Raw genomic sequence first — 1688 nt, 5'->3', positions numbered from 1 at the left:
GAATGCACTCGTCCTTGTCAAGTTGACATTTTTTTGATTCAAATAATATAACTTTTTTAAGCGACCTCACCCCAAAATTCTTCGTTGGTGAGGCCGTTTCTTTTTTCTGATCTATCTACGGTGTCGAAGTATTTCATTCCTTCTTCTACTAATACGATTAGTTCTTCTAACGTTTTAGGTGTTCCATGTAAATCAATCCATCTTAATTTAAAATCGTTCCAAAAGCGCTCTATAGGTGCGTTGTCAAAAGGAGTTCCAGGCCTGGACATGCTTCTGACTACTTGATGTTTTACAAGATAGTTATTAAATTTATTTGATACGTAAGCCGACCCACGATCGGTATGAACCATAGGATGTACATCTCCCATACGTTCAAAAGCTTTCTCAAATACAGATATCTCTGCTTCAGTATCTTCTGAAGGACTTATGTGCCAACTGATCATTCTACGACCATGAAGATCTAAAACGCCACTTAGTTGGACCGTATGTCTTTGGTCAACTCCATACTCTAACTGGGTGGAATCAGCTAACCAAACTTTACATTTTTCATATACTTTGAAGTTCTGATTTAAAATATTGTCTTTGATGTATTCTTGCTCATTATTTTTACGACTCTTTTTCTTTCTTCTGACAACACAGGTTATCATTTGGTCTCTCATAACTCTTTTGACTTGTTTTAGGGTAACCTTAAAAGAAATGTCGTCACATGCTTCTAAATCTAATAGTATTTTCCCAGCTCCGACACTTCCATTGTGCAATTCAAAAATACGTAATACATGTTCTGTAAGGATCTCATTATTGATCTCCCACTGAGTTTTCTTACGTTTTAAGAATTTACCATATGCTTGACGGCTGACACCTATGTATTCAAGTAGAATAGATTGCCAACCATGATGATCTTGACAGACTTCCTTTATTGCCTGGTAGGCCTGTCGGCGTTGTTTATTCACTCCCCATGCTGGATTTCGTTCCATTTTTTTTCGAATGCCTCAATTGCATCACGTCTGTTTAATTCGCTTTTTAATTGTCTGATCTCAAGTTTTAATTCATCGACCTCAGACATCTGCTTCTTTTTCTTGTTTTTACCTCTGTTATCAACAAGAGCGCTGTATCCTACATTACGTGCTTTGAGAACCCACATTCGTGCTTGTTGATATGATACTTTGAAATGTTCTGAAGCTTCGGCATAGGAGTGCTTATGATTGGTTATGTACTCAACAACTTCTATACGTTCCTCAAGTGTTGTCTTTCTAGACATTTGAATGACCTTCTTTCCAACAGGAGTCGCTGTTAGATTCTTGTCATTATTATACTGTATTAACCAGTATCTTAATTGCTTAGATGATTTAACTCCGAATCTTTCACAAATGTCATTTAAACTACCTTCACCATTTTTGTATGCTTTGATGGCATTGATCTTTGTTTCATAAGAATAATAACTGAGTGTCTTAACATTTAATAATCCACGAGCCCCATAAACTTTATAAATACGGCACCATTCTTTGAAAGTAGACGGCGGAATGCCCTTTGTCTTGGCAAAAGTTTGTCTGGGCATATCTGATTCTAAAAATTCTTGAACTGTTTTAATTTTTTGGTCAGATGTATATTTCTGCATGAAATCCCTCCATTACTGAGTTAACATTTTTATACTATTTTGAAATGTCAACTATATAAGGATTATCGCAGAA

Annotated in this window: 2 protein-coding genes; both read right to left on the bottom strand. The window is 35.9% G+C overall.

Translation table 11 applies throughout. The features are described from left to right. Positions 1-56: 56 nt before the first annotated feature. Positions 57-974: an IS3 family transposase gene (locus tag FC88_RS07950; RefSeq protein WP_229239869.1), complete on the bottom strand. Its 918-nt coding sequence runs from the start codon at positions 972-974 to the stop codon at positions 57-59. Then, complete coding sequence (locus FC88_RS07945; RefSeq protein WP_057814501.1) at positions 947-1615, bottom strand: helix-turn-helix domain-containing protein; 669 nt, start codon at positions 1613-1615, stop codon at positions 947-949. The genes FC88_RS07950 and FC88_RS07945 overlap by 28 nt, the downstream gene beginning before the upstream one ends. Between the last annotated feature and the right edge of the window lie 73 nt (positions 1616-1688).

Source organism: Companilactobacillus futsaii JCM 17355 (genome assembly GCF_001435505.1).
GTDB lineage: Bacteria > Bacillota > Bacilli > Lactobacillales > Lactobacillaceae > Companilactobacillus > Companilactobacillus futsaii.
The sequence above is the reverse complement of the archived record's forward strand: the minus strand, read 5'-3'. Positions and strand labels throughout refer to the sequence as shown.

Coding starts and splice junctions, on each gene's coding strand:
- FC88_RS07950 (WP_229239869.1), bottom strand. CDS start 974: ATGGAACGAAATCCAGCATGGGGAGTGAATAAACAACGCCGACAGGCC.
- FC88_RS07945 (WP_057814501.1), bottom strand. CDS start 1,615: ATGCAGAAATATACATCTGACCAAAAAATTAAAACAGTTCAAGAATTT.